This window comes from Sporanaerobium hydrogeniformans, from assembly GCF_002735925.1.
In the GTDB taxonomy this organism is placed as follows: Bacteria; Bacillota; Clostridia; order Lachnospirales; family Cellulosilyticaceae; genus Sporanaerobium; species Sporanaerobium hydrogeniformans.
This window is the reverse complement of the sequence record NZ_PEDL01000001.1, coordinates 516,996-543,713: the sequence shown is the minus strand read 5'-3', so window position 1 is coordinate 543,713 and position 26,718 is coordinate 516,996. Positions and strand designations below refer to the sequence as shown.

28 protein-coding genes are annotated in these 26,718 nt (G+C 37.3%); 1 reads left to right on the top strand and 27 read right to left on the bottom strand.

Annotation, left to right across the window (positions count from 1 at the left end):
- Nucleotides 1-10 precede the first annotated feature (10 nt).
- The 6 genes from CS063_RS02580 to CS063_RS02555 all read right to left on the bottom strand — a co-directional run bounded on the left by CS063_RS02580 (nt 11) and on the right by CS063_RS02555 (nt 8,142).
- Nucleotides 11-2,422 (bottom strand): endonuclease MutS2, encoded by a 2,412-nt coding sequence (locus tag CS063_RS02580; protein WP_099448150.1) that lies wholly within the window; start codon nt 2,420-2,422, stop codon nt 11-13.
- A 109-nt stretch (nt 2,423-2,531) separates the two neighbouring features.
- Entirely contained in the window at nt 2,532-3,233 is a 702-nt protein-coding gene (locus tag CS063_RS02575) for a C40 family peptidase (RefSeq protein ID WP_099448149.1), read from the bottom strand.
- Nucleotides 3,234-3,339: 106 nt separating this feature from the next.
- Complete coding sequence (gene trmL / locus CS063_RS02570) at nt 3,340-3,828, bottom strand: tRNA (uridine(34)/cytosine(34)/5-carboxymethylaminomethyluridine(34)-2'-O)-methyltransferase TrmL (RefSeq protein WP_180270650.1); 489 nt, start codon at nt 3,826-3,828, stop codon at nt 3,340-3,342.
- A 76-nt stretch (nt 3,829-3,904) separates the two neighbouring features.
- The gene (locus CS063_RS02565; RefSeq protein WP_180270649.1) at nt 3,905-4,816 is read right to left on the bottom strand and encodes an alpha/beta hydrolase; all 912 of its coding nucleotides are present in this window, start codon (nt 4,814-4,816) and stop codon (nt 3,905-3,907) included.
- 136 nt (nt 4,817-4,952) lie between these two features.
- Nucleotides 4,953-7,130 carry a DNA topoisomerase III gene (locus tag CS063_RS02560; RefSeq protein WP_099448146.1) on the bottom strand — a complete coding sequence of 726 codons (2,178 nt, stop codon included), beginning with the start codon at nt 7,128-7,130 and terminating at the stop codon, nt 4,953-4,955.
- A gap of 19 nt (nt 7,131-7,149) precedes the next feature.
- The gene (locus tag CS063_RS02555; protein WP_099448145.1) at nt 7,150-8,142 is read right to left on the bottom strand and encodes an asparaginase; all 993 of its coding nucleotides are present in this window, start codon (nt 8,140-8,142) and stop codon (nt 7,150-7,152) included.
- Between the two features lie 207 nt (nt 8,143-8,349).
- Between CS063_RS02555 and CS063_RS02550 the strand changes: the two genes are divergently transcribed.
- Complete coding sequence (locus tag CS063_RS02550; protein ID WP_099448144.1) at nt 8,350-8,838, top strand: GNAT family N-acetyltransferase; 489 nt, start codon at nt 8,350-8,352, stop codon at nt 8,836-8,838.
- A gap of 319 nt (nt 8,839-9,157) precedes the next feature.
- Here the strand turns inward: CS063_RS02550 and spo0A are convergent, their stop codons facing one another.
- From spo0A to CS063_RS02445, 21 genes are all read right to left on the bottom strand, one after another.
- On the bottom strand, nt 9,158-9,982 hold the full coding sequence (gene spo0A, locus CS063_RS02545) for a sporulation transcription factor Spo0A (protein ID WP_099448143.1): 825 nt from the start codon (nt 9,980-9,982) through the stop codon (nt 9,158-9,160).
- A 119-nt stretch (nt 9,983-10,101) separates the two neighbouring features.
- Complete coding sequence (gene spoIVB / locus CS063_RS02540) at nt 10,102-11,385, bottom strand: SpoIVB peptidase (RefSeq protein WP_099448142.1); 1,284 nt, start codon at nt 11,383-11,385, stop codon at nt 10,102-10,104.
- Nucleotides 11,386-11,492: 107 nt separating this feature from the next.
- Nucleotides 11,493-13,184, bottom strand: a complete 1,692-nt coding sequence (gene recN, locus CS063_RS02535; protein ID WP_099448141.1) for a DNA repair protein RecN — start codon at nt 13,182-13,184, stop codon at nt 11,493-11,495.
- A 19-nt stretch (nt 13,185-13,203) separates the two neighbouring features.
- The gene (argR, locus tag CS063_RS02530; RefSeq protein ID WP_099448204.1) at nt 13,204-13,656 is read right to left on the bottom strand and encodes an arginine repressor; all 453 of its coding nucleotides are present in this window, start codon (nt 13,654-13,656) and stop codon (nt 13,204-13,206) included.
- 7 nt (nt 13,657-13,663) lie between these two features.
- Entirely contained in the window at nt 13,664-14,524 is an 861-nt protein-coding gene (locus CS063_RS02525; RefSeq protein ID WP_099448140.1) for an NAD(+)/NADH kinase, read from the bottom strand.
- A 12-nt stretch (nt 14,525-14,536) separates the two neighbouring features.
- Nucleotides 14,537-15,340, bottom strand: a complete 804-nt coding sequence (locus CS063_RS02520) for a TlyA family RNA methyltransferase (RefSeq protein WP_099448139.1) — start codon at nt 15,338-15,340, stop codon at nt 14,537-14,539.
- Nucleotides 15,341-15,344: 4 nt separating this feature from the next.
- On the bottom strand, nt 15,345-17,219 hold the full coding sequence (gene dxs / locus CS063_RS02515; RefSeq protein WP_099448203.1) for a 1-deoxy-D-xylulose-5-phosphate synthase: 1,875 nt from the start codon (nt 17,217-17,219) through the stop codon (nt 15,345-15,347).
- Nucleotides 17,220-17,300: 81 nt separating this feature from the next.
- Nucleotides 17,301-17,888 (bottom strand): hypothetical protein, encoded by a 588-nt coding sequence (locus CS063_RS02510; RefSeq protein ID WP_099448138.1) that lies wholly within the window; start codon nt 17,886-17,888, stop codon nt 17,301-17,303.
- A gap of 697 nt (nt 17,889-18,585) precedes the next feature.
- The gene (locus CS063_RS02505; RefSeq protein ID WP_099448137.1) at nt 18,586-19,035 is read right to left on the bottom strand and encodes a divergent PAP2 family protein; all 450 of its coding nucleotides are present in this window, start codon (nt 19,033-19,035) and stop codon (nt 18,586-18,588) included.
- Between the two features lie 9 nt (nt 19,036-19,044).
- The gene (locus tag CS063_RS02500) at nt 19,045-19,920 is read right to left on the bottom strand and encodes a polyprenyl synthetase family protein (RefSeq protein ID WP_099448136.1); all 876 of its coding nucleotides are present in this window, start codon (nt 19,918-19,920) and stop codon (nt 19,045-19,047) included.
- The gene (gene xseB, locus CS063_RS02495) at nt 19,917-20,138 is read right to left on the bottom strand and encodes an exodeoxyribonuclease VII small subunit (protein WP_099448135.1); all 222 of its coding nucleotides are present in this window, start codon (nt 20,136-20,138) and stop codon (nt 19,917-19,919) included. Before xseB ends, CS063_RS02500 begins: the two co-directional genes overlap by 4 nt.
- Complete coding sequence (gene xseA, locus CS063_RS02490) at nt 20,131-21,342, bottom strand: exodeoxyribonuclease VII large subunit (RefSeq protein ID WP_099448134.1); 1,212 nt, start codon at nt 21,340-21,342, stop codon at nt 20,131-20,133. The genes xseB and xseA overlap by 8 nt, the downstream gene beginning before the upstream one ends.
- A 2-nt stretch (nt 21,343-21,344) precedes the next feature.
- Complete coding sequence (nusB, locus tag CS063_RS02485) at nt 21,345-21,779, bottom strand: transcription antitermination factor NusB (protein ID WP_180270648.1); 435 nt, start codon at nt 21,777-21,779, stop codon at nt 21,345-21,347.
- 63 nt (nt 21,780-21,842) lie between these two features.
- Entirely contained in the window at nt 21,843-22,229 is a 387-nt protein-coding gene (locus tag CS063_RS02480; protein WP_099448132.1) for an Asp23/Gls24 family envelope stress response protein, read from the bottom strand.
- A gap of 110 nt (nt 22,230-22,339) precedes the next feature.
- Complete coding sequence (locus CS063_RS02475) at nt 22,340-23,200, bottom strand: SpoIIIAH-like family protein (protein ID WP_099448131.1); 861 nt, start codon at nt 23,198-23,200, stop codon at nt 22,340-22,342.
- Nucleotides 23,201-23,211: 11 nt separating this feature from the next.
- Nucleotides 23,212-23,772 carry a hypothetical protein gene (locus CS063_RS02470; RefSeq protein WP_099448130.1) on the bottom strand — a complete coding sequence of 187 codons (561 nt, stop codon included), beginning with the start codon at nt 23,770-23,772 and terminating at the stop codon, nt 23,212-23,214.
- A gap of 11 nt (nt 23,773-23,783) precedes the next feature.
- Entirely contained in the window at nt 23,784-24,362 is a 579-nt protein-coding gene (locus tag CS063_RS02465; RefSeq protein WP_099448129.1) for a stage III sporulation protein AF, read from the bottom strand.
- Nucleotides 24,292-25,554 carry a stage III sporulation protein AE gene (locus CS063_RS02460; RefSeq protein ID WP_099448128.1) on the bottom strand — a complete coding sequence of 421 codons (1,263 nt, stop codon included), beginning with the start codon at nt 25,552-25,554 and terminating at the stop codon, nt 24,292-24,294. Before CS063_RS02460 ends, CS063_RS02465 begins: the two co-directional genes overlap by 71 nt.
- Nucleotides 25,555-25,572: 18 nt before the next feature.
- Entirely contained in the window at nt 25,573-25,971 is a 399-nt protein-coding gene (gene spoIIIAD, locus CS063_RS02455; RefSeq protein ID WP_308415407.1) for a stage III sporulation protein AD, read from the bottom strand.
- Nucleotides 25,972-25,977: 6 nt separating this feature from the next.
- Nucleotides 25,978-26,190 carry a SpoIIIAC/SpoIIIAD family protein gene (locus CS063_RS02450; protein ID WP_099448126.1) on the bottom strand — a complete coding sequence of 71 codons (213 nt, stop codon included), beginning with the start codon at nt 26,188-26,190 and terminating at the stop codon, nt 25,978-25,980.
- A 12-nt stretch (nt 26,191-26,202) separates the two neighbouring features.
- The gene (locus CS063_RS02445) at nt 26,203-26,718 is read right to left on the bottom strand and encodes a stage III sporulation protein AB (RefSeq protein ID WP_099448125.1); all 516 of its coding nucleotides are present in this window, start codon (nt 26,716-26,718) and stop codon (nt 26,203-26,205) included.

The following is a 26,718-nucleotide window of genomic DNA, read 5'->3' as shown; positions in this document are numbered from 1 at the left end:
TTTTCTCCTTTTACTTGATTGTGACAACTGTTACTCCCATTTCTCCCTCTCCATATTTACCAGGGCGGTATCCTTCTACATGAGGATGCCTTCTTAACATGGTATTAACAGCCGCTCGAAGAGCCCCTGTTCCTTTCCCATGAATAATAGTTACTTGTTTAAGCCCTGATAAATAGGCATCGTCTAAATATTTATCGACAATGGGAAGTGCCTCATCCACCATCATACCTCGTACATCCACTTGTGTGGAAATGGTACTGGTTTTAGAAAGATTATAGCTTACTCCACCTGCTGATTTTGGCATTTTATTCTTACTTTTACTCTTTGTTACCTCTTCTTTGGGCTCACTTATACGCTCCAACTGGGAAATATGGATTTTCATTGGCATAATGCCAAGCCTTACAACTACATTACCATTACTATCTGGTGCTTCAATCACTGTGCCTTGCTGCATTAAGGAAGCAACAAGCACTTCCTCTCCTACTGCTACGGTCTTAAGTTTAGGTGTATTTTTTTGATTACGCCCTGTTATCTTATTAATCTTCTTATTCTGCCCTTCAATGGTCTCACTCATACCTTGTTTGGCAGCTTGCAAGTCCTTTTCATCGATTAATACCTGTGCTTTACGCGCTGCTGCACGCACCTCTTTAAGAGCTTTATCGGTTTCTAATTCTGCTGCCTTTAACATTTCTTTTGCTTTTATTTCGGCTTTTTCTAATATTTTCTTCCTTGCATGATCAATCTTTTTACGTTCTTTGGCAATTTCCTCTTTTAGACGTTCTGCTTCAGCACGGTACTCTTTCGCACGCTCACTTTCAAGTTCAGCCAGCTTTTTACTCTCTTCTAAATCCACTAAAATACTTTCCATATTGACATTTTCTTTTTCTAAGTATGTCTTTGCACGTTCAATAATATAAGAAGGCAAACCTAACCTCATGGAAATAGCAAAAGCATTGCTCTTGCCTGGAATACCAGTGAGTAGGCGGTAGGTTGGACGTAAGGATTCTACATCAAATTCACAGCTAGCATTTTCTACCCCTTCTGTTGAAAGAGCATATAACTTTAACTCACTATAATGAGTTGTAGCTACTGTGCGGATTTTACCTTTTCGCAAGTTTTCTAAGATGGACATGGCTAAGGCGGCTCCTTCAATAGGATCTGTTCCTGAACCTACTTCATCAAGAAGTACGAGTGACTGAGGGGTTACATTTTGTAAGATACTTACAATATTTGTCATATGAGCCGAAAAAGTACTCAGACTTTGTTCAATACTTTGTTCATCCCCTAAATCTGCATAGATTTCATCAAAAATAGCCATTTCACTCCCTTCTCCTGCTGGTATTTGAAGACCACAAGCAGTCATCACAGCAAATAAGCCTACTGTTTTAAGGGTAACTGTTTTACCACCTGTATTGGGACCTGTAATGAGTAGCGTGGAAAAGGTATCTCCCACTTCTACGTCAATGGGTACCACTTGCTCGACTTGTAAAAGAGGATGACGCGCTTTTTTTAACTTAACCCGCCCCTCCGTATTAAGCCGAGGTTGTCTGCAATTATATTTTAAAGAAAATTCTGCTCTAGCAAAGATGGCATCTAACTTCACTAACTGTGTATAGTTAGTAAGAACATAGGGTGCTATTCCCTGTATTTGAGTTGTTAAATCAATAAGTATTTTTTCGATTTCTTCTTGTTCTTTAGCTTCTAAGCTTTTAAGTTCATTATTAAGTTCTACTACCGTCATAGGCTCCATAAAAACAGTTGCCCCTGTTGCAGATTGGTCATGCACAATCCCTTTGAACTGGGTCTTATACTCTACCTTAATAGGTATACAGTAACGTTCCCGACGTATAGTAATAACAGGGTCTTGTAGCATATCTTGATAACGGGTTGAATAGATAATTCCTTGTAAGGCTTCTTTAATTTTATTTTGGAGTTGTTTCATTTGACGCCTAATTTGGTAAAGCTCTGGTGTTGCCTCATCACTAAATTGATCAGGTCCTACTATGCAACGTTCAATTTCTTTTTCTACTTGGGCGTGTGTGGTAATAGCCTCAAAATAATCATCAATAGCAGGATAAGGTATTTCTTTTTGGTCACCTTCCCGTTGATAATTTTTTACTGTACGTGAAGCTTTCAAAACAGACCCTACATTTAAAACTTCTGTACTACTTAAAATGGCTCCAATTTCTACCCGTTTGATAATAGCTGCTACTTGTTTTAAACTTCCTAAGGGCAAACGCCCCTTTTTCACACTCATTGCTAAGGCATCTGCAGTCTCTCTTTGAAGCCTATCCACAACCTCAAAATGCACTTGAGGCTCCATTTTTTCACAAATCTCTTTGCCACCTTCAGTCAGTGCAAAATGAGTAACAAGTGCTTTTACTTTTGGAAATTCTAATTTATATAGACTTTTTACGTTCATTTTCTACCTCTTATCCCTTATTTTACCTTATCCTTATTATGGCACAAGTTGGGCTTTTTGAAAATATGTAAATCCTCGGCAGGTTAACCTTCCGAGGATAAAATGTGTCTTATGAATGGAGAACTCGAGTACTTGCCACATAGTTCCTCTTATAATAAGCACTGTTTAGGTTACTAATCATAACACCTTTGGTACCATCCGCATGTACAAACTTATCATTCCCAGCATAAATCCCTACGTGTGAAATATTACCTCTATTTTTCCCTGAGGTATCAAAAAACACTAAATCACCAGGCATGAGTTCTGATTTGGCAATTTGTTTGCCATCCTTAGCCTGCATATAAGATACACGACTAATATCAATATCAAAGGTTTTATAAACTTCCTGCGTAAGTCCTGAACAGTCTACACCACGCTTTAGATCATTGCCACCCCATACATAAGGTGTGCCAATAAACTGCTTACAGTAGTCTACAATCTCATCTCCTAAAACTTTACTATAAGGAATAGCCTGACTGGAGTCTAGCTCTACATATTGTTTATAAACCCAGCCTTCTTCTCCATTTAATTTAATCTTATACCACTCGCTATTTTGACCAAGCACATATACTTTTTTGCTACTTGTTCGTATAATCACTTTGGCATATAAATTAGGGTAGCTTCTTATATTAATGTTCGTCCCACGAATTTGCCCAATAATCCCTATAGCCTCGGGGAAGAGTTTTTGACTTTTGGTTTCACTAGCGTAGACCTGCACCACTGTCAGACAAATAAAACTTACAAGTAATACACATCTCCTTAGTCCTTTCATTGTTGCCTCCTTCATGACTTTCAAAAATGAATTAGTTATTTAAAAATTCACATTTGATAGTATGAAGACTTTTTTATATTTTTATACACATTAGGCCTTAGTATTTTTACCAATGATAACGGTGAAGCTCACCTTCTGCCTTTAATCCTAAAAATTGATTTTGGCGTAATGCCTCATAAAGTACAATATTAACAGAGTTAGACAGATTTAAAGACCTTGCTTCTTCACGCATGGGAATACGAATACAGTTTTCTTTATTTTGAAGGAGGATTTCTTCTGGAATACCTGCTGTTTCCTTACCAAACATGATATAGGCATCTTCTTCATATTGAACATCTACATAGGTTTGTTTAGATTTTGTTGTGGCCATATAAATTTTAGGGTCATTGTTTTTTTCAAGAAACTCTTCATAGTTTTTATAAGTAAAAATCTCTACAAGATGCCAGTAGTCTAATCCTGCACGTTTAATTTGTTTCTCCTCTAAAGAAAAGCCTAAAGGTTCAATAAGATGAAGCTTGGCCCCTGTTGCTGCACAGGTTCTTGCAATATTACCTGTATTTTGTGGAATTTCAGGCTCGTGAAGTACAATATTCATTTTCATTCCCTCTTTTTCTTTTGTTTCATTTTATTTTTATTTTAGCATGGGGTTCTTTTAAATACAACTTGCCTTCTTATCTAAAATATTTTTTAAGGAAATATAAAACCCGTCTTTGGTACTCCTTTTTTTGCAACTTATGCCCTAGGATATGCCCTTTAATATTGGGAATCCAAAGCTCTACTTTTCCTTTATGAGGAATGGCTTCATAAATAGCCTTTGTCTCCTCAGAAGGTATAATTTCATCTTCTTTGGCATGAATCAAAAGAAGAGGCTTGTCTTTTAAAGAACGTATCGCTTCGATAGGGCGTAATTCCTTCATATCAATTTTTAAAAGCCGGCTGACTATTCGAAGAGTTACTACTGTAAAAGGGAAACGGGGTAATTTTGTATAAACAGGCATCGTCACATTTAAACATTCCTCTAAATCTGAAAAAGGACTATCTGCAATAATCACCTCTACGTCTTCTGACAAAATCCCTGCAAAAAGAGAAATTGCCGCTCCCATAGACCATCCCATAAGAGCAATGTGTGAGCTTTGCTTATTTTTTTTGACATACTCAATCGCCCCAAGTAAATCGTATTTTTCAAGATAGCCACCTGTTATAACCGTCTTTTGTGAATACCCACAGTTACGTAAATCATACATCATTACATTGTATCTACTTCGTACAAGAACGCGTACCAAATCTAGAAGCTGAATACCTTCTAGACTTCGTGCGTTATGATAGCCATGGGATAAAATAATGGTGTGATTAGAAGAAATGAACCTGCTTTTACTTTGAGCAGGAATCCACCAACCAGATAAATGAATTTTATCCTTCATTCCCTCAAAAGTAATGTCCTCATAGTATAAACCATAATCTGTAGGTGTTTGTGTAATGGCTTCTGACTGTGCATGAATCATGCAATAAGCTAAATATCCACACCCACCTAAAACCCCTAAAACACTTAAAAGAATCACAAAAATACTGATTATTATAATCATAAAATCCCTCATTAAAATACATGCTTTTTATTAGTTTGACTCAAACAAGTCGTTCTTATCACACAAAAAAACAGAATGCTCTTAGTAGTATATTCCTACTCTTCACATTCTGTTAGTACAGTGCTTTTTCTATTTTTTACTTTTTAAATTTGGCAAAAGCTTCTGCAAAGGCAAAGTTACCTTCCTCTTCTTTTTGCTGCTTTTTCAAATAATTTTGCACAGTTTTTTTATCTACCTTTCCAGGTGTACTACGATACTTTTTATTAAAAGAAGCAGCTTTTTCACGGAAAGTACAGGTAGGGCACACATAAATTTGCCCTTCTCCCTCTCCTCTTAATTCTAAACGCTTATGGCAGTTTGGACACCTTGTATTCGTAAAGCGACTCACTGTTTCTTTATAGCCACAACTTCGGTCTTGACATACATACATCATACCGTGCTTTCCTTTAACTTCTAAAAGGAATTTACCACATTCGGGGCAGCGCTTACCTGTCATATTATCATGTACATAACGCTCTTTGCTATTTTTCACTTGTTGTACAAGACTGGCACTGTAAGCTGTAATCTCCTTCATAAAGCTTTGGTCACTTGCTTTTCCTTTACTAATTTTCTCTAAATCCATTTCCCATTTGGCTGTTAAAAGGGGGGACTTGAGTTCTTCTGGTACTAATTCAATCAGCTGTTTCCCTTTAGATGTAGGGACAATCTCCTTGCCACTTTTTTCAATATAAAACATAGCATAGAGCTTTTCGATAATGTCAGCGCGTGTGGCTACTGTACCAATTCCACCTGTTTCACCTAATGTTTTTGCTGCTTGTTTATCCACCTGTACATAGTTATGTGGCTTTTCCATCGCTGATAATAAAGTAGCTTCCGTAAAGCGTGCAGGGGCTTTCGTAAGCTTTTTATTTTTTTGAAGACTTAGTATGTGAAGCTGCTCTCCCTTACTTAAAAGTGGAAGCTTTTGCTCTTTATCTTCTCTGTCTTCATCATCTTCTACTGTTTCATCTTGCTCATAAACCATTTTCCAGCCTTTGTCTATAATGTTTCTACCGTGAGCTGTAAAAATTTCTTCTCCTATCTTAACTTCTACTTGAAGGGCGTTATAGAGGATAGGAGGAAGTAGGACACTTAAAAAGCGTTTTACTACTAAATCATAAATTTTCCTTTCCTCTTGACTGAGTTTAGCGAGAAGGACTGTTTCTTCTGTTGGAATAATGGCATGATGGTCAGATACTTTGCTATTATCCACAAAACTTTTATTGACTTTAAAACCTTTGTTTAAGAGGGTAGAAGCAGCTCCGCGATAAGGTCCAATTGCAACACTTTTCAAACGTTCCTTAAGGGTAGGGACAATATCCTCTGAAAGATACCGAGAGTCTGTACGGGGATACGTAAGAATTTTATGGCTTTCATAAAGGCGCTGCATAATAGATAAGGTTTCCTTTGGGCTAAAGCCAAAGAGGCGATTGGCATCACGTTGAAGCTCTGTTAAATCATAAAGTCCTGGTGCATATTGCTTCTTTACCGACTCCATCACTTTTATTACTTCTGCTTTCTGCCCTTTACACTTTTGAAGTAGTGTATCGATTTCTTTTTCTTCCCAAACACGCTTCTGCTGTGAAGCTTGATGAGTAAGCTCAAATCCAGGTGCTTTGGCTGTTAATGTATAGTAAGGCTTTGCCACAAAATTTTTAATAGCTTCCTCTCTAGCTACAATCATAGCTAAAGCAGCAGACTGTACGCGGCCTGCTGAGAGCTGGGCATTGTAACGGCAGGTTAAAGCCCGTGTCACATTAAGCCCCACTAACCAGTCACCCTTTGCACGACAAACTGCTGCCTTATAAAGGTTATCATAACGACTTCCAGGCTCTAGCTTATTAAAGCCTTCCCGAATTGCCTTATCGGTTACTGAAGAAATCCAAAGACGTTTAATAGGTTTTTTACAATGTGCTTTTTCTAAAATCCACCTCGCAACTAACTCGCCTTCACGTCCTGCATCTGTGGCAATGATAATATCTATTACTTCCTTACGTCCAAGTAGCTCTTTCACAATGCCATATTGCTTGCCTGTTCCTTTTAAGGTGACTAGCTTCATTTCCTTTGGAAGCATTGGAAGGGTTTCCATGCTCCATGTCTTATAGTGATCACCATAGGCTTCTGGGTCTGCAAGGCCTACTAAATGGCCAAGTGCCCATGTCACCACATACTTATCTCCCTCTAAGTAGCCATTTCCACTCTTTGTACATCGAAGTACACGAGCAATATCCTTTCCTACGCTAGGCTTTTCAGCTAGTACCAAAGTTTTTCCCATTTTTAATCTCCTTATTTCTCTATAAATTATAATTCTCTTCTTTGAAGAGTGCTCGAATCTTTTCTCTATCACGGGTTTTACCAAGAGCAAGCATTAGCTTTAAGCGTGCTTTGGGACCACGCATATCACCGCCCATAATGACACCTAAATCTGAGAGCTCTTTACCACCACCTGCATAACCATAGCTTTCAAATACCCTACCTGAATGACAACGTGATACCACCACCACAATACACCCCTTACTTAAAGCATACTTGATGCCTTCTACCATAGCAAGTGGCAAATTCCCACGTCCCATGGCTTCAATAACAAGGCCTACTGCACCTGAATCCACCGCATAGTTAATAAAGCGTCCATCCATATCTAGCACCGCTTTAATTAAATCCACTCTTCGTTCCACTCTATCCGTATCAATATACTGCCTATAAGCAATATCACGGTATAAAATGAGGTCATTGGCATCCACTGCACCTAATGGTCCATAAGGTGATTGGAAGGTATTAAGGGCAATGGTACTCGTTTTAGTTACCTCTGATGCTAAGTTCACTTCATTATTAAGTACCACCAATACACCACGGTTCTTAGCTTTTTCAGAAATGGCTGTACAAACAGCAGCTGCTAGATTGCTAGAACCATCATAGCCTAGCTCTGAGCTACTTCGCATAGCCCCAACAATAACAACAGGCTTCATATGCTGAATCGTTAAATCTAAAAAGTAAGCTGTCTCCTCTAAGGAATCCGTCCCATGTGTTACAATCACTCCGGTGATACCTGGCTCATTAAGCTTTTTTTGAATCAGCTTTTTAAGCTCTATCAATTTATCAATAGTCATATGAGGTCCTGGAATCTCAGAAAAGTTGATAACTTCGCTATCAGCTAATTTATCAATATTAGAGACCATAGATAAAATTTGTTCTCCAGATAAAGTTGGAATAGCTGCACCCATTTGTTCATCCACTGTCATGGAAATGGTGCCTCCTGTAAAAACAATACATACTTTAGGTTTATTCATTGAAGTCACTTCCTTTACTTTTTAGATTATACTTCCTTTTAGCCTTTCCATACACCTTTTCTTTTATTATTTTTTACCTTTTTACTTTTCCACCCTCTAAAAATAGCACTGCCACCTTCATTTATAAGGCTGCACTGCTATTTTTGATTCCATTATTCTATCTTTTATGATAAAATAATCTATATTCTTACTAAAAGGAGATTGGTTATGACCCTTTCTATTCGCTCTGTTACAGCCCAAGATATTGATACTATAACACAAATTGAAGCCCTTTGTTTTCCTATTGCTGAAGCAGCATCCTTTGCAACTTTTAAAGAACGTATAGAAACTTTCCCTGACTGCTTCTTTGTAGCCGAATATCAAGGTAAAATGATAGGCTTTATTAATGGTTGCTGTACGCAAGATAAAACAATTTCTGATAAACTTTTCGAGTCTGCTAGCTCTCATGATCCAAAAGGTATTTATCAAGCTATTTTTGGACTAGATGTTCTGCCCGAATACAGAAGGCAAGGTGTTGCTGCCTTACTTATGCAGCATATGATTGCAGCTGCTAAGACGAGAGGTTGTAAAGGTGTTATTCTTACTTGTAAAAAACAGCTTATTCCTTACTATTCAAAGTTTGGCTACACGAATCAAGGTCTTTCTCATTCTGTTCACGGTGGAGCTACTTGGTATGATATGATTTTAGAGTTCTAAAAATCCATTTATTCTTTAATCTATTTCTTTCTTACTCTTTTATATTCCCTGCTTTTTCATATTTTCTGCCAGTATAATAAAATGCAAGTCCCCTATCCATCACCTCAACAACTTGCCATTCTAGTTGCTGCTTTTGGTAAAACTGTTTTGCTTTCTGATAGGCTTCTTATATAATAGTTTACTTATCTTCAATTTTAACCCAATATCACATCTATAAATACATAAAACTCTCCTCATTTATGGATTATATTTTATCCAATCAATCAAGAGAGTTTTTACATTTAATTATATGATTTTTAACCCCTTATCCCCTAAAACTTTAACCCACTTGCATTTCAAGACGTAATCTGTCAGCAATGAGTGCGATGAATTCTGAATTAGTAGGTTTGCCTTTGCCGTTGTTTACGGTATAACCAAAGAGTTTATCAATGGTATCCATCTTGCCACGACTCCATGCTACTTCGATCGCATGACGAATAGCACGCTCTACACGACTTGGAGTAGTATTGTATTGTTTAGCGATAGATGGATACAGTTGTTTGGTAATGGAATTAAGAACATCCATGTCATTAATAACCATAATAATAGCATCACGAAGATATTGATAGCCTTTAATGTGAGCAGGAACGCCAATTTCATGTATAACGCTAGTTACTTCTGTTTCTAAACTATGTTGTGTAGGCATACCCTTTGCTTTTGGTAAAAATGGCTTAGAGGAAGCTACGCCTGTTAAATTCATTCCATTTGATTTAATAGAGCTTGTCATAGACTTTAATTGGCGAATACGATTAATTAATGTTTCCATGTCAAAGGGTTTTACAATATAGTATTCTGCGCCTAATGCCATAGCTCTTTCCGTAATTTTATCTTGTCCTACTGCTGAAAGCATAATAAAGAGTGGTCTTTTATTCAGTTCTGTTACACTTATTTTCTCTAGAACACCAATCCCATCTAAATAGGGCATAATCACATCTAATATAACGATGTCTGGCCCAAGCTCTTGGATGAGTGTAAAAGCTTCTTCACCATTACCTGCTACTTCCACTACTTCCATATCTTCCTGTCTGTCAATAAACTCTCTTAAAATGTCAGCAAAGTCCTTGTTGTCGTCTGCTATCAATATTTTCATTTTTTGCTCAAACAAAAATATCCCCCCCCGGATTATTTATTTATATTTTGAAAAATCTAAATTAATTATAACTAAACTCTATTCATATTACAATACCAAATTTTGTAATTTTTATTTTTTTTTTACATTTCATCCTACTTTTTTTCATTATTAATCATATTTTCAATGAAAATACCGTAACCTCGGGTAGGGTCCTGCACAAAAACATGCGTAACTGCACCAATAAGTTTACCGTCTTGTAAAATAGGACTTCCACTCATCCCCTGTACGATTCCATTCGTAAGCCTTAATAATTCTTCATCTGTAATTTTAATAACCATCCCTTTAGCAGGTTCATTACTATAACGTGAAACTTTTTGTATAGTTACCCCATATTCTTTAATAATCCCATCTCTTAAATCTACTAAAATACTTGCTTTTCCTTCATGAACCTCATCTTGAAAGGCAATAGGTACTTTCTGAGCATCTAAATGGTGAAGTGCCTCTGCACTTAAAACGCCATAGATGCCGATTGCTGTATTATTCTCTACTTCTCCAATAATACTCCCCCCATCGTAGTGAATAGTCCCACTAATTTCGCCTGGTGTCCCTTTTTGCCCTTTTTTAATATTAGTAACTGTTGCACTAATAATAGTCCCTTCACGTATGGGCATCAGTTTCTTTGTATCTACATCAGTAATCCCATGCCCTAGCGCACCAAAAACTCCTGTTTCAGGATCTACATAAGTAAGGGTTCCTATACCTTGTGTACTATCTCGAATCCAAACACCTAGCTTATAGACTCCTTCACTGTCACAATAGATAGGCTGAACCTGTACTTCATGCATTTTTCCCTCTCGCATGACTTTAAGCTTCATAGGCTGATTTTGGGATGCTTCTATAGCGTCTTTTAAATCTTCTTTGATTTCTAAAGGAGTGCCATTACATGTTAAAATCATATCACCTACCTCTAGGATTCCTTTAGCAGGAGAAACCATACGTCCTGCCTTCTCAAACTGACCTATTCCTAAAACAAGAAGTCCCTGTGTATCTACTTTAATCCCTACAATTTTTCCACAAGGAATGACTTGTCGGTCTTTAATAGCTTGTACAGAAACGGTCTTTACTGGAATGCCTAAAAGTGAAAGCTTGATATCTGTTTCGCCTTCTTCTTCCATGCTTACATAAAGGGGACGATTTAAAGGAATACTGCTCTTTTTGAAGTGGTCATCATCCATACCTTTAATAGTAAGCGTTTCACTTTTAAGTATACTGGCATAAAGAGGAATATCAAAATTAAACACATGCTCTCTGCCTGCAATAAGCTTCACTTCTCCTGGTAAATAGTAGTAAGAAATAATAAAAGGACTACTTATTAAAAGTCCTAGTATAAACACCATAGAGCTTTTCAAAAAAAAACCTTTTTTCTTATTTTTCATTCTGTTCACCTACTCTGTCTTTTGCTGTCATGTTTTTAAAATATCCTTTTTTAAAAGCATTTATACAGCCAGAAAAAGGTTTTCATACAAAAAGAGCTTATGGGTTCTTAACCACATAAGCTCTTTTTGTAATTTTCAGCCATATGACGTATTTCTTTAGCACCTTGCAATGTATTTTCTGTCACAAAACCACCCATCATCCGGCAAAGCTCTTCCTGAATGCCCTGCTCTTCTAATACCCGAAGCACTGTCGTTGTCATTTTCTCATCCACTCTCTTCTCAATGAGAAAATGACTATCTGCCATGGCTGCAATTTGCGGTAAATGGGTAATACATAGTACTTGGCGTCCTCTTGCAATAAGCGCCAGCTTTTCCCCTACCTTTTGTGCTGCAACGCCACTGATTCCAGTATCGATTTCATCAAAAATAACTGTATCAATCACATCCCCTAAAACAAGCACTGTTTTAATAGCTAACATCACACGTGAAATCTCTCCACCTGATGCGATTTTAGAAAGAGGATGCATATCTTCTCCTAAATTAGTACGAATAAGAAATTCTACATCATTTTTACCCATATTATTAAAAGTATCTAACTCATTAATAGCTACTTCAAACTTAGCATAAGGCATCTGCAAATCATGTAGATGGGTATCTATCTCCTTTTCAATACTACTAGCAATAACTTGACGTCCCTTGGAAAGTGCAGTAGCTAACACATCTAACTCTGCTTGAAGCTCTTTCTCTTCTTTTTGAAGCTTTTCTCTACTATTTTCTCCATCTACTAATTCTTCTAGCTCTTTTTCACACTGTGCTTTATAGTCCAATATATCTTCTATAGTGTTTCCATATTTTTGTTTAAGACGATAAATACTATCTAACCGACTTTGTGCCTCTTCTAGGGCCTCTGGTGAATAATCTACTTGATCGACAAAACGCCTAATCGCATAAGTAGCTTCTTGAAGTTCAGCCTCTAAGGCACTTAACTGTTCATAAAGACTACCTGTCTCTGGGCTAATATGACTAATATCTTGCAATGCTTGAAGCGCTTTTCCTAGTAGTAAGGAGGCACTCATCTCACTTTCACCATCTAAATACGTATACGCCTTTTGGCATTGACGCATGATTTTCTCAGCATGAGATAGGATTTGATAATGTGCTTTAAGCTCCTCTTCCTCCTCAGGTTTCAGCTGGCAACTTGCAATTTCATTAATCTGAAAGCTGAGCATGTCCTTCAGCTGTAAACGCCTTCTATCATTATCACCTATTTTAGAAAGCTGTGCCCTTACACCTTGTAGACGTTCATATAGCTTTTTATAAGTTGCTTTTTGCTTTTTAAACGCCTCACCTCCAAAGCAATCTAACATTTGAATATGTTTAGTAACATCTAAAAGAGATTGGGGTTCATGTTGACCATGGACATCTATAAGCAGGGCTGAAAGCTCCTTTACCATCTGCCTGGTTGCCATCATCCCATTAATCTTATAGGTCGTACGTCCCGATTGATAAAGTGCCCTAGCAATACAAATCTCTTTGTCCTCATAAGGAATACCATTGGTTTCTAAATACTCTAATCCCCAACCGCCTTCATCTTTAAAAAGAATTTCTACTGTCCCACAGTCTTGCCCTTTTCGAATAATTTGACGTGAAGTACGATTACCTATAGCAAACTGAATAGAGTCAATAAGCATGGATTTACCTGCTCCTGTCTCCCCACTAAAAATATTTAAATGCTTGTCTAATTCAAGATGTACTTTTTCAATAAGTGCTATGTTATTGGCCTTAATAGACTTGAGCATTTATGCATCACTCCTTACCTTATGAACCCAGTATCTCTTTAAACTTATTCATTATAGTATTCATCTCATCTACTGTTTTAATTACACAAAAAATAGTATCATCTCCAGCTAGTGTACCTACAATTTCTTCAAAGTTAAAAGCATCAATAGCTGCTGCTACTGCATTTCCCATACCTATTAATGTCCGAATAACCAGGATATTGCCTGCACATTCCATCCCTACAAAAGCATCCTTAAAAACACGAATAACCTTTTCTGATACTTGCTGCTCATAATTAGTAAGGGCAACATATTTTTGTCCCCCACTTTTACTAGCTACCTTGGTAAGCTTGAGCTCACGAATATCACGTGATACAGTAGCCTGTGTTACACGAAAGCCTTGATTCTCTAAAGAAGTTGCTAAGTCCTCCTGTGTCTCAATCTCATGTTTTTGAATCAAACTAAGGATTGCCGATTGTCTTTGTTCCTTCATTCCCATCTTATCTTCGCCTTTCTACTATTTTTTTTCTAAGAATATCAAAAAACTTCAACTCTGATAATTTAATCAGTCTCGTTACATAAGGGGACTTATCAATTTGTATAAAATGATTGGGCGTTAAATACATCTTTATATTTCCATCAATATTTAAAGCCATATTCATATTATCATGGTTACAGGTTTTGATTTGAACAACATCTTCTTCTGCTAGAATAATGGACTTAGAATAAATCGTATGTGGACAAATAGGTGTTAAAATATACGCCTTCGTATGAGGTAAAACAATAGGTCCTCCTGCTGACAGATTATAAGCGGTCGAACCTGTAGGTGTTGAAACAATAATACCATCCGCTGGATAAATATCACAGAGCTCATCATTTACTAAAATTTCAAACTCAGTCAGCCTTGACACATTCCCCCTTATAATATTGATATCATTAAGAGCATTGAAGATATACTCCTTCCCCCCAGGTGTAATGATTTTGGCTCGAAGCATCATACGCTCTTCAATACGGTAATTTTCCTGTAAAAGCTTATGCAAAGAGGCGGTAATATCTTGTGGCTCTATGTCTGCTAAAAAACCTAAGCGTCCTAAATTAATCCCTATAATAGGTACATCGGCTAAGCTCGCTTTTTCTGCTGCTGCTAAAATAGTGCCATCTCCGCCTATAGCAATGAGAATATCACTGTTTATATAAAGTTCTTCTTCACTTTCACAAGGAGATAAGCCCTTTACTTGATCTGCAATATGACTTGAACCATACGTCTTATAACCTTCACCTATGAGCCAATCTACCACATGCTTTGTAATCTCTAACTCTGTATCCTTTAATAAATTAGGAATAATCCCTATCGTCTTCATACCTGCCCCCTCTTATAAGCTTTGATGTGATGAAGTGACTACTTGGCTAATGCTTTCTTCTTGATTTGCTAACAGATCTTCCCCATCTTTTTTTAGGTGAATGAGGTATTCTATATTACCTTCTGGACCTTTAATAGGTGAAAAATCTAATCCTTGTATACCAAAGCCAATACTTTTTGCATAGTTCCAAACATCATAAATAACTTGCTCATGTACCTTTGGCTTACGCACAACACCATGCTTTTCAACTTGATCTCTGCCTGCTTCAAATTGTGGTTTAATAAGTGCTACTACGTCGGCTCCCTCACTTAAAAGATGAGAAAGTGGCTCTAATACTTTCGTTAGAGAAATAAAGGAGACATCAATGGAGCTAAAATCAATTGTTTCACCAATTGCTTCTGGTGTCACATAACGAATGTTGGTTTTCTCCATACACACCACTCGCTCATCTTGACGAAGCTTCCATGCAAGTTGTCCATATCCCACATCTACCGCATATACTTTTATAGCGCCATTTTGAAGCATACAGTCTGTAAAACCACCTGTTGAAGCACCTACATCCATACACGTTTTACCTTCTAATGGCACGCCAAAGCTTGTCATAGCTTTTTCTAATTTAAGCCCACCTCGGCTTACATATTTCATTCGCTCTCTTACCTCTAACTGAGCAGAGCGTTTCACCTTAAGACCTGGTTTATCTTCCTTTTGTCCTTCTACATAGACAACACCAGCCATAATATAGGCTTTTGCTTTTTCTCTTGACTCAGCAAGTCCTAGCTCTACTAAGAGCACATCTAGTCTTTCTTTTTCATCCATATATCTATTTGCTCTCTTTCCCACATAATCTTTGTATTTGCACACTGATCTTCTGAGGTGTAAGACCTTCTTTTTCTAATAAATGAGCAATATCTCCATGCTCAACAATGCCACTCTCATATCCGAACTGATGGCCTTTTATAGTATAGCCTTCTTGAATAAGTAGGCTAAAGACCTTCTCACCAAAGCCTCCTAATAGTATACCATCTTCTAGTGTAAAGAGGTAGTCATATCCTTGAGCAATCTTTAAAAGCCCTTCCTTATCAAGAGGATAACAACAAGGTGCTTCTATAACAGCCAAACTCTCTCCTTGTTCTTCAAGTAATTGACTTACCTCAAGCGCTAAGCCTACAAACTTCCCACAAGCTAATATAGCTCTAGTATGACCAGCTTTTAAGGTTTTCAAACTTACGTCTTTATAGTCATGATGATAAGCTACTTCTAGGGTAGCCGTTCCCCTTGGATAACGGATAGCAACAGGTGCATTAAGATGTAATGCATAACGGATAGCCCCCTCTACTTCTTCTGGTACCTTAGGAGCTAAAATATGCATATTAGGCATACTACTTAAGTAGGCTATATCATATAGACCTTGATGCGTTGCTCCATCTTCACCTACAAGCCCCGCTCTATCTATCCCCAAAATAACGGGCAAGTTTTGCAAACAAACATCATGTAAAATTTGATCATAGGCACGTTGTAAGAAAGAAGAATAAATAGCGGCTACAGGTCGTATACCTTGCGCAGCTAAGCCTGCTGCAAAAGTAATACTATGTTGTTCTGCTATCCCTACATCAAAAAAGCGACGAGGATATGCTTTTGAAAACTCTAAAAGCCCTGTTCCCTCTGGCATAGCTGCAGAAATAGCTACCACATCCTCTCTTTCAGAAGCCATTTGCAACATGGCTTCACCAAAAGCAGAAGAAAAGCTTTTTCCTTCACATTTTTTACTTATTTCTCCTGTTGCAATATTAAAGGAGGAAACTCCATGGAAGGCCGAAGGATTTTCTTCCGCTAGACGGTAACCTTTGCCCTTCTTAGTCTTTACATGAATAAGAACAGGCCCCTTCATCCCCTTTGCATTCTCCAAAATATCTAGAAGTTCTTCATAAGAATGTCCATCAATAGGTCCTAGATAGGTAACACCCAATTGTTCAAAAAGTGTATTTTCAATTAAAAAGCTTTTGAATTTACCTTTTGTACGTTTAATGGTGTGTACCATATGCTCGCCAATAACTGGCACTTGATTTAAAGCATCTTCTACACCTTCTTTAGCTCTTAAATAATCTCTGCTAGAACGAAGCTTCGTTAAATACTTTACCATGCCCCCTACATTTTTCGAAATAGACATTTCATTATCATTTAAAATAACAATAAGGTGAGTATGTCCACGCCCTGCATTATTAAGTGCTTCAAAAGCCATACCACCTGTTAAGGCACCATCCCCAATAATTGCAATCACTTGATGGTCTTCTCCCTTTAAATCTCTAGCCACTGCCATTCCAAGGGCTGCTGAGATAGATGTAGAGCTATGCCCTGTTTCAAAAACATCATGAGCACTCTCCTTTGTTTTAGGAAAACCACTCATTCCTCCAAATTGTCTGAGGGACTGAAAACCTTTACGCCTACCCGTAAGTAATTTATGCACATACGCTTGGTGACCTACATCCCATATCATCTTATCTTGCGGAGAATTAAACACATAATGTAGTGCAATGGTAAGTTCTACGACACCGAGATTAGAGGCTAAATGTCCTCCTGTTTGTGCAAGAGATTGAACAAGGAATTGCCTCACCTCTTTAGCAAGTTCTATTAGTTCCTCTTCTTTTAAGGCCTTTAAATTTTCTGGTCCTTTAATTTGTTTTAATAATTTTAGCATACGACGCCTCACTTTTACTGTAATCTGTCTTTCTTTTCCATCTATCACTTAAAAAAAATGACAACCCCATTGATTGTCATTCTAGTTCTTTTTTCTACTAAATAGCCGCTTCATATAGTAAAGGCATACACCTACATAATAAACAATGTAGCGTGAATACATAATGGCATAACTCTTACCTAATGCTTTACCACCGACTGTCATAGCAGCAATAAAGCCACTCATTGCAATGGATAAAAGGATGGATTTACGACCAAAGCCTTCTTCTAGAGCCAGGACAATGGCAGTCCCTGTACTCCCTGATATAATCCCTGCAATGTCACCTATGACATCATTAAAAATATTGGCTACCATAGGAGCATTTCGCACCAGTTTGATACTCTCCTTAGCACCCTTTACTTTTTGGGCTGCCATGGAATGAAAGGTTACTTCATCAACAGATACAACGGCATTACCAATACCGTCACAAATAATTCCTATAATAATAATACTAACAAGCATTAGAAAAGCCACCAAAAGGGGCACATCTGCCATAAGTACCTCAAAAATATAACTAAACGAAGTCGCTATGATAAAAGTAACACCTATAATAATCTCAAAGGTTTTTATAGATTGCTTTTTAAGCTTTACCTTTTTAAATTTGACTTTTGCTTTTTTGGGTTTTGGCATTTCTTTTTTGCTCCTTTTGTAAACGACTTATCACCCACTCTTCAAAAGATGAGACAGCCTAAAATGTAAATTTTGTGGCATATGGTCTAGCAGGTTTTCCCAAGCCTCTACTCTTTTGTCACCAAATGAGTGGTTTCCCTTTAAAGAAGCCCCAGCACCTAAGTGCCAAGCCAGATCGCCTTGAAACCACACTGTAATCCATTTAAGACCTTCCTTTGAAACAGTCTAGGAGTTTTCCTCGCGCAAGCTATCATGTTCCTATCCTCTTTTGCGAATTAGGTTTCTACCCACAATCCTCCTCCCTTCTTGGCCGAGAAAGAAAAAGGTAAATGAGTGTCCTCCCACCATCACTCAAGGCAGGCTACTCTACCCACAGCCTATACCGCATGGTAGGTTTCATCCTAAGTCATACATTATTCCCATAGGAATAAGCACAAACATAGGTCTCCACGGTAAAAGGGTCAACGCCCATATGCCCTTATGGATCGCCCTCAAACCTTAACCCCCAGCATCAGCCCATAACGGGGCGCTACAAGCCAACACCAGGAACTTCATCGATATGCCCTAAAACGGATTTTTAGGCCCGTCTTCAAAACATGCCAGCTTGACTAGAATACTGCATCTTATCTTTTGAAAAGCGTGTCATAAGTCGCTTTTAACACATTATAGCAGTCTCAATTTATTTTTTCAACTGTCTTTATACACCAAAGAAAATGAGAGCAATGACTACACCTAGTATGGCACCAGCCGCTACTTGCACAGGTGTATGACCTAATATTTCCTTTAAACGTTGTTCCGGATTTAAATTAGGATTACCTAATATTTCAATAATTTGATTAATCATAACGGCTTGTTTCCCAGCTTGCAAACGTACATGTGCCGCATCATACATAACAATAAAACTAAAAACAGCCGCTATTGCAAAAAATGGACTGTCATAGCCATAAAGTTGCCCTATACTAACAGCTAAGGCTGTAACAAAAGAACTATGTGAACTCGGCATCCCCCCTGATGCAAAAAAAAGTTTAAGGTCTAAACGATGTTCTTCAAAAAGTGTAATCACTATTTTCAAAACTTGAGCCGTAAACCAACTTAAAATAGACACCCATAGAACTGAATTTCTACTGATTTGTGCAATGTAGTTCATCGCTTCCTCCTAATTTTTTCTTTTTATAAGTGTCTCAGCAATTTCTGCTAACAAGCTGGTATCCCCTGGTATCTGTTCAAGAAGCTTAAGTGCTTTGTCTGTTAACGCCTTTGCAATAGCATAGCTCTCTTCAATGGAGTAAAAACTTAAGTAAGTATTTTTTTCATTTTTTTCATCACTATGCACAGGTTTACCTAGCTCTTCTGCTGTAGAAATAGCATCTAGGATATCATCTACGATTTGAAATACCTTCCCTATATACTTACCATAAGCTTCTAAAGCAGCTATTTCCTTGCTACCTCCACCACCTAAAACTGCCCCCATTTTAGTTGCTGCAGCAATAAGTGCACCTGTTTTATGAAGTTGAATACAATCTAAAGTGGCTAAATCAATGGTTTTATTTTCACTTGCCATATCTAAGATTTGTCCACCAATCATCCCTCCCATACCACTGGCTTCGCTTAAAATATGGGCAGCACGTATACGTTCTAGTCCCCCATGCCTCAGTGCATCACTGAGCATTATTTGAAAAGCTTCTGTTAAAAGAGCATCCCCTGCTAAAATGGCTGTTGCTTCACCAAAAACCATATGATTGGTAGGTTTCCCTCTTCTTAAGTCATCATCATCCATAGCAGGTAAATCATCGTGAATAAGTGAATAGGTATGAATCATCTCAATAGCCATTAAGAAGCTCTCAATTTCTTCTTTACCACCTACTGCCTCATAACAAAGCTGCATCAAAACAGGCCGAATACGCTTACCACCGGCATTAAGACTATAGCGCATGGCCTCGTGAAGCTCACTAAAAGGACCATGTGGGAGACAAATGGCTTTCCCCATCAATTGATTCATTTGCTCACTATAGGCATTTAGTGTCTTTTTCATTTAGTCACCCCCTCTAATTTCTTATACCCTTCCTGCTCATAAATAAAAATCTCCTGCTCCGCTTTTTTAAGCACAGTTAAACACTCTGTCGCTAGATCCATGCCCTCTTTATATCTCTTAATGCTTTCTTCTAACGTCATATTTCCAGCTTCTAGGTTCGTAATAATTTGTTCCAGTTCACCTAAAGCTTCTTCAAATTTTTTTTGTTTTTTAGCCATTTGTTTTCACCTCTTCCTGAACCTGCACACCTATGCTCCCATCCTTTAATGTGAGCTGCAAGTGTTCACCCTTTTCAAGCATTTTTATAGAAGTCACTACTTGCCCTCTCTCATTAGTCACTAAACTATACCCTCTTTTTAAAGTGGTAAGTGGAGAAAGCTTCTCAAGCTTCTCTAGTGCTAATTCATAGAGGCGCACTTTATCTTGCACTTGATGCTTATACTCTTTATGGAGTTGCTGCATCAAAAGATCCACTTCCTGCATCTTATCTTTATAGTATTTATCTTTTGACCGGTAAACAGGTCTATTTAAAAGGGCTTCTAGCTTACCTTGTGCTAACCCAAGCTGCTGTTTCATCATATAAGTTAAATGTGCTGCGTAGCGCTCTACTTGTTCTTTGACTTCAGCCTGTGAGTAAATCACAAGCTCTGCTGCTGCTGAAGGTGTTGCTGCTCTTAAATCACTTACAAAGTCTGCAATTGTAAAGTCAATTTCATGTCCTACTGCTGATACAATAGGGAGCCTTGAGTTAAAAATTGTACGCGCTACTTCTTCTTCATTAAAGGCCCAAAGATCCTCTATGGAACCACCACCACGTCCTACAATGAGAACATCTACTAAGTCATCTTCATTGGCTTTTCTAATAGCTGCTATGATTTCTGGAACAGCCAAATCACCTTGTACATGTACGGGATAAATATAAAGAGGAATGCTCGCATTACGTCTTTTTGAAATTTGACAAATATCTTCTATAGCAGCTCCTGTAGCTGAAGTGATGATTCCTACTCTTTTGGGGTATTTAGGAATCGGCTTTTTATATTGTGTATCAAATAAACCCTCTTGTTCTAAGCGCTTTTTAAGAGCCTCAAATTGCTCATACAAAAGTCCTTTACCTTGTTTTTCAACATCAAAAACATAGGCTTGATAAGCGCCTGTTTTTTCGTAAATCGCAAGTCTAGCTCTTGCAAAAATTTTCATCCCTTCTACAAGGTGAAAGGTAAGTTTTTGTGCATCTCTTTCAAAAAGTACTGCATTAATGCTTGCCCTTTCATCCTTAAGGGTAAAATACACATGGCCAGACTGATGATATTTACAGTTAGATATTTCACCCGAAACCCATACATCACTTAGCATATAATCTTGCTCTATAAGCCCACTTACATAATGATTAAGTTGCCAAACCGACAGGATTTTTCTTTTCATTTTTAACCCTCTATTAACTTGATAATATTTCCTAATACACCATTAATGAACTTAGGTGATTTATCGGTACTATAGCCTTTTGCAATCTCTACTGCTTCATTGACTACAACCTTAGGCGGGATATCTGTCCACTTCAGTTCATAAATAGCTAAGCGCAAAATCATATGATCCACCTTAGCAATACGCTCAATTGACCAGTTGGTTGCACTTTCTTTAATCAGTGTATCAATTTCTTCTAGGTGTTCTAAAATACCATGAAACTCCTTTTCAATAAAACTATACATCGCTTTATTGCTACCCTTTTCATGATTTTGCTTTTCTTCTTCTTTTAGGGCAGCACACTTTTCTTCTAAAAGGCGCTCTCTATCCTGCTCCTCATGAAAATCACAGGCATAAAGCATCTGCATAATGGCCTCTCTAGCTTGTCTTCTTGTCATTTTATCCTCCTTAGCAATTAAGCTAACCCAAGGCATAGGGTTAGCTTAAGGTACCTTCTTTTATTAAGCTTCTTTTTGTTCTTTATCAAAAGTTACACCTACAACGTGAATGTTCACAGAAGCTACATGTAACCCTGTCATTGTTTCTACTGAATTCTTTACTTTTTCTTGTGCTTCTAAACATACTTTATTAATCTTTACACCGTATTTTACAATAGCTGCTATGTCAATAAATACTTCACCTTGAGCCACTTCTACTTTTACACCTTTGGGTGCTTTCTTACGGCTAATAGCAGCTTGTACAAAATCTGTTTTACTTTGAGCTGTATCTACCATACCTTCTACTTCTAAAGTAGCAATTTCTGCAATCACTGCAATGACATCATCTGCAATTTGTACTTGATCCATTTCGTGTTCAGTATCTATTCCTATAATTTGTTGTTCACTCATATCATTCGCCTCCTATATAATATATCTTTTTCTTATTCTCTTATTATATACAAAAAAGAGAGGCGTTGCAATTTTATTTTACAACGCCTACTTTACTAAAAAGATGGCTATTACTTATTTTGGGCATCTTGACTTAAGCCTTTTAAAGGTGTGATTTTAATTTTACCTACACTATAACCTGTTTTACGATTAACAATCTCTTCTATTTGAGCAATATCAGAATCCGTTAAATCTGCTTTATTAATGACTACATCTACACTGTCTTCATCAATACGCACATAAACTTCTTTGAACCCTTTTGCTCTTAAAAGAGCTTCTGCACTGCTTTCTTTTTCAATACGTTCTTGAATAGCTAATAAACTTGCAGCAGCTTTTGACTTAGATTCTTTGTCTAAACTCTCATTAGCTACATACTGGCTAAGCTGTTCGATTTGCTCTGCACGAGATTGTTCTCTTAAGATTTTCTCTTCTACAAAATAGCTTACTTCAAGATTTTTATTACTGCTAGCTTCTGCTACTTCTTCACTATTTAACATTTCTTTTTTAGTAATGGTTGCTGTAAAGCTTTGAGGAGCAGTGTTTTTTGTTATTAATACTTGATTAGAGTCTACTACTTGACTGGCATCAATAGCTTGGCTAGAGTCTACTGCTTGATTCGCATCAACTACTTGCTTGGAGTCTACTGCTTGATTCGCATCAATAGCTTGATTAGGAGCTACTGTTTCATTGGTAACCGTCATTTGGTTAGGCTCTACCTGACTTAGGCTCACTTCTTCACCATCGGGTGGAAGCTCTTGAATCACAGAGTTGTAATTTTCAAAAAAGTCTTTTTCTTCCATTTCTTCTCCTGGCACTTCAACAAGCTGAGGTTTTACCCCTGCTACAGGTTCCTTTGTATTTAAATAAGCAGCTACAGCAATCATAAAAACAAGTACCGTAATAATAATTTGATTTCTTTTAAATGTAAACATTTGATTTCCTCCTATTTCCCTTTTTTATAAACAGCTACTTTATGTACTGGAACATCTAGAAGTGAAGTAACCGATTGAATAATATTACTTTTTACCTCACTGTTTTCTGCTCCTTCAGCTATAACAAGAACCCCTTTTATAATGGGCTTATTTTCTTTGATCACATAAGGGACGTTTCCCGTCTGAAGAATAATTTTATTTTGCATATCCTCCTTCTCTGTGATTCTCGTTCCTCCGCCTTGGTCGGTTTCCTGCTGCTTTTGATGACTCTGCGTCTTTTCTTCTGCCAATATTTTTTCCTTATCGGAAACGGTTGTAATCATCACATTTACCTGACCAACTCCCTCCATTTTTTGTAAAATGATAGTTAACCTCTTTTCTAAGGCTTCCTCATAAGTTAAAGGTTCTTTTGCTGCTTCACTACTTGGTGTAACAACTGCTTTGGTTGGTGTTTCTCTAGGACTTATAGGAAAGAAAGTAATTCCTAGTCCTAAAAGTAAGAGTAATAAAACACCCGTTAATCCTTTTTTGTTTTGTGGTCCTTTCACTTTATTAAACCATTTCTCTAGCATCTTTCTGCCCCCTAATCATTCTTTTGTACTGTAATATGTATATTACAGACTTGTACGTTATAGAAGTTTTTAAGACAAGTTTTTATTTTATTTTTTAAACTCGTCTCATCCCCATTTACCGTATGACTCTTCTCACCTATTTGGATACGAGGTATTTCAATCTTTCCCTTTTCTACTTTATCCCTCACTATTAAGTTTATTTCTTTTATAAGAGTTCCTTCGTTACTCTCCTCCCACTGCAGCTCTAAACTTGCTACTGTCACATCTACCTCTTTTTCAATAAGCTTTATCATATTTTCCTTCACTGTTTTTTTAAGAACCTCCTGTTGCTTTTCCTTTTCCTCTTGATAAGCTTCTGTGAAACCTTGTCCTGTTGTTAAGGTAAACTGATTTTGATAGTAACCTACGTAGCTATCATAGCTTCTTCCATCTAATGTAAGCCAATTTTTAAGTGGATTTAATAAGGTATATAAAATAATGCAGCCTAAAATAAGTTTTAAATATTTGCGATAAGCCGAATCAGGGAAAATCATTTCTACCACAAGCACAAAGAGCATGACCCATATCAGCATTTGTAAATACTCTTTCATCGCTAACCTCCAAACGCTGTGTACCTACACCCATACATATCACCAGGACAAAGAGACACAAAATAGCTACGACTCCAACGGTACTCATAATAAATTCGCAGCCCTTTGCTAAATGTGTGGCAAGACTCGCCATCCTTTTATCTCCTAGAGGTTCAATGACTGCGCCTGCTACATGGTAAATAAGACAATAGGCTAAAATTTTAATAAGTGGAATGCTCACTAGGCTAATGACTAGTAACATCACGCCAATACAAAAGCTATTTTTAACTAAAAAAGAACAATTCATCATAAAATCTACTGCTCCTCCTACTGCATCTCCTACAATAGGAATAAAGGTTTTAGAGACACTAATAGCTGCCTTTTTAACTGTCATATCCACATAAGGAAGTGTAGCCTTGTAAACACTAAGTACACCAATTGCTACAATAAGTACACCTCTTAGTACCCATTTCATTAGACGATAAAATAAGTCTATCAATTTATCTATTTTAAAAGAGTCACTCATGGTACTGATAAGTTGTAATAAAATAACAGAAATGATACTCGGCAAAACAAGCTTTTGTAAAAAATAAGTACTTAACGTCAGAGCAGAGCTAATAACAGGTGCCATGGCATAGCCCGAAGAACCATAACCTGATGTGGTCATAAAAGCTATAAGTGTTGGAATACATGCAGTCATCACCTGGTTCATTCCGCTGATTGTACGACTCGCCAAATCCACCATCACCAAGAGAGATTGCATCACGCTATAAATAATAACGAGATAGCATACAAAAAAGCTAATTTGTGTTGTCCCCTTAGACTCAAAGGAACTACTTAAGGTTTGCAATAAGTTGCACAATAGCACAATAAGAATAAACCTAGCACCTAACCGAATAAACACTCCTAATTCTTGGAAGAGACTACTCCCTATCTTTTTTATCAGATAATCTAGCGAGAAGCTTTTCTCCCCTTTTATTAAGCTTTGCACCTCTTGTTTTAAATCAAAGCTTTCTAAAGTAGGCATGGTTTCCTTAAGGCTCTTCTCCATCTCTTCGATACCTTGCCAGTTAAAAAAATTGAGTTGATATTCTAAAATTTGTTCTTCTTGCTCCTTTGTTTGTATGTCTTCGACTTCCGCTCCATATAAGGGACTTATCCCAAATAAGCAAAAGAGCAATAACCCTAATCCTAGGATTTTCTTTCGTTTCATCCTCAACCTCCTATCCACCTACAATAAGCCCGCTACCATCTCAACAACTGCAAAAATAACAGGGGCTGAGATGACAAAAATCATAACTTTACCAGCTAGCTGTATTTTTGAACCAATGGCTTCTTCACCTGCATCCTTACAAAGTTGATAGCCAAACTCTGCAATATAGGCAATACCTATAATCTTTAAAATAATATTTAAATAGCCACTCTCCATATTGACCTTACTTGCCAGCTCTTGAATGACGCGGAAAACATCACCTAGTTGTTGCACAATAAAGAGCATAAAAAGGACTACAGTAGCCAGCCGAATAATTAAGCTAAATGCCTTTGTACTATTATTGTATTTGCCAACCAACATAATAAGCATCACAGAGGTCATGGCAAAACCGATTAATTGCAGGATTTCCACTTTCATCCCCCCTTAAAAGGTAAACATGGTCTGTACTGCTTCAAAAAATTGGAGCACATATTGAAGGACAATAAGAAGCCCAAAAATAATCCCCATGGTTGTTGTATAAAATACCCATTCCCCTGCATCTGTTTTCTTTAAGAGTTGATTAATAAGTGTCGTCCCTAGCCCAATACCTGCTAGCTTAAAGATAACCATCAAATCTAGTCCACTCATATTAAACATATCCTTTACCCCCTATATTAAAAATAAACTTAGACAAGCTCCTACTAAAATGCCTAAGGAACGATTTAACTTACCTTGCTTCTCATACTGTACCTTAGCCTTTTCCAGTTCTTCTTTTAACCTTACAATAAGCATATCAATATTACGACTTTGCATGTTTTTATCTAAGTAGCCACAAGCTTTACCAAAGCTCTCTAGTATTTCGTAATCCTTATCTTTTAAATGAAAGTATATTTTACTTCCCATAAGTGCCTCTTCCCACATTTGAGTCACATTAACTGACTGCTTTCCTTTTAAGAGATTAGCGAAATCTTCCCATACTTTACCAATTGCAAAAGAAGCAAATTGAGTCATTACATAGCAAGCTTCTTCTAATGGTGTCAGTCGATACTCAATCTCAGCACGTAAAAGTTCAAAAATATACACAAACTGCTCGAGTTCTGTAAGTCTCTTTCTTTCATAGCTATCTAAAACAAACCCTGCTAGGGTGCAGCTTATAAAGACTATGCCAATCCCCACTAATCGCAT

Coding starts and splice junctions, on each gene's coding strand:
- CS063_RS02580 (WP_099448150.1), bottom strand. CDS start 2,422: ATGAACGTAAAAAGTCTATATAAATTAGAATTTCCAAAAGTAAAAGCA.
- xseA (WP_099448134.1), bottom strand. CDS start 21,342: ATGAAAAGAAAAATCCTGTCGGTTTGGCAACTTAATCATTATGTAAGT.
- CS063_RS02575 (WP_099448149.1), bottom strand. CDS start 3,233: ATGAAAGGACTAAGGAGATGTGTATTACTTGTAAGTTTTATTTGTCTG.
- CS063_RS02500 (WP_099448136.1), bottom strand. CDS start 19,920: ATGAAAAAGACACTAAATGCCTATAGTGAGCAAATGAATCAATTGATG.
- CS063_RS02560 (WP_099448146.1), bottom strand. CDS start 7,130: ATGGGAAAAACTTTGGTACTAGCTGAAAAGCCTAGCGTAGGAAAGGAT.
- recN (WP_099448141.1), bottom strand. CDS start 13,184: ATGCTCAAGTCTATTAAGGCCAATAACATAGCACTTATTGAAAAAGTA.
- xseB (WP_099448135.1), bottom strand. CDS start 20,138: ATGGCTAAAAAACAAAAAAAATTTGAAGAAGCTTTAGGTGAACTGGAA.
- CS063_RS02460 (WP_099448128.1), bottom strand. CDS start 25,554: ATGAAACGAAAGAAAATCCTAGGATTAGGGTTATTGCTCTTTTGCTTA.
- CS063_RS02505 (WP_099448137.1), bottom strand. CDS start 19,035: ATGAACTACATTGCACAAATCAGTAGAAATTCAGTTCTATGGGTGTCT.
- CS063_RS02445 (WP_099448125.1), bottom strand. CDS start 26,718: ATGCGATTAGTGGGGATTGGCATAGTCTTTATAAGCTGCACCCTAGCA.
- CS063_RS02525 (WP_099448140.1), bottom strand. CDS start 14,524: ATGAAGACGATAGGGATTATTCCTAATTTATTAAAGGATACAGAGTTA.
- dxs (WP_099448203.1), bottom strand. CDS start 17,219: ATGCTAAAATTATTAAAACAAATTAAAGGACCAGAAAATTTAAAGGCC.
- spoIIIAD (WP_308415407.1), bottom strand. CDS start 25,971: ATGAAAGTGGAAATCCTGCAATTAATCGGTTTTGCCATGACCTCTGTG.
- CS063_RS02555 (WP_099448145.1), bottom strand. CDS start 8,142: ATGAATAAACCTAAAGTATGTATTGTTTTTACAGGAGGCACCATTTCC.
- trmL (WP_180270650.1), bottom strand. CDS start 3,828: ATGAATATTGTACTTCACGAGCCTGAAATTCCACAAAATACAGGTAAT.
- CS063_RS02480 (WP_099448132.1), bottom strand. CDS start 22,229: ATGAGTGAACAACAAATTATAGGAATAGATACTGAACACGAAATGGAT.
- spoIVB (WP_099448142.1), bottom strand. CDS start 11,385: ATGAAAAATAAGAAAAAAGGTTTTTTTTTGAAAAGCTCTATGGTGTTT.
- argR (WP_099448204.1), bottom strand. CDS start 13,656: ATGAAGGAACAAAGACAATCGGCAATCCTTAGTTTGATTCAAAAACAT.
- CS063_RS02520 (WP_099448139.1), bottom strand. CDS start 15,340: ATGGATGAAAAAGAAAGACTAGATGTGCTCTTAGTAGAGCTAGGACTT.
- nusB (WP_180270648.1), bottom strand. CDS start 21,779: ATGACAAGAAGACAAGCTAGAGAGGCCATTATGCAGATGCTTTATGCC.
- CS063_RS02470 (WP_099448130.1), bottom strand. CDS start 23,772: ATGCTAGAGAAATGGTTTAATAAAGTGAAAGGACCACAAAACAAAAAA.
- CS063_RS02465 (WP_099448129.1), bottom strand. CDS start 24,362: ATGAAAGAGTATTTACAAATGCTGATATGGGTCATGCTCTTTGTGCTT.
- CS063_RS02450 (WP_099448126.1), bottom strand. CDS start 26,190: ATGTTTAATATGAGTGGACTAGATTTGATGGTTATCTTTAAGCTAGCA.
- CS063_RS02510 (WP_099448138.1), bottom strand. CDS start 17,888: ATGCCAAAACCCAAAAAAGCAAAAGTCAAATTTAAAAAGGTAAAGCTT.
- CS063_RS02565 (WP_180270649.1), bottom strand. CDS start 4,816: ATGATTATAATAATCAGTATTTTTGTGATTCTTTTAAGTGTTTTAGGG.
- CS063_RS02475 (WP_099448131.1), bottom strand. CDS start 23,200: ATGTTTACATTTAAAAGAAATCAAATTATTATTACGGTACTTGTTTTT.
- CS063_RS02550 (WP_099448144.1), top strand. CDS start 8,350: ATGACCCTTTCTATTCGCTCTGTTACAGCCCAAGATATTGATACTATA.